A 425-nucleotide genomic window follows, 5' to 3' on the forward strand; every position below is an offset into this window, starting at 1 on the left:
ACCAAGACTGGCGGCACCAGGATCACCAACGTTGCTCGCGGCGTGGATGACAGCGATGCAGTGAACATGTCTCAGCTCAACGAGACTAATGAGTCCATCGTCAACATGGGCGACACCATCAACAACTTCGCTGGTGACCAGACCACCGAGTACACCGATATCCACGGCCGCGGCATTCGTTATGTGCGCACCAACGATGCCGGTCTCGAGCTGTCGGACTCCTCGGCTGAAGGTCAGGGCAGCACCGCGGTGGGCTACAACGCTACCTCTATCGGTGACAGCAGCCTGGCACTGGGTCGTGAGTCGAAGGCCAACAACGCCAATGACGTGGCTCTGGGTGCAGGCTCCACCACTGACGTAGCTGTCGGCACTGCTGGCACCACCATTGCCGGTACCGACTACAGCTTCGCCGGCGCGACTCCGAC

At 60.7% G+C, this 425-nt stretch carries 1 pseudogene; it reads left to right on the plus strand.

The window, feature by feature from the left end:
- A pseudogene (locus IB256_RS30490) lies at positions 1-425 on the plus strand (hypothetical protein); the annotation flags it as partial.

Origin of the sequence: Pseudomonas sp. PDM17 (assembly GCF_014851985.1) — a bacterium.
Classification (GTDB): Bacteria; Pseudomonadota; Gammaproteobacteria; order Pseudomonadales; family Pseudomonadaceae; genus Pseudomonas.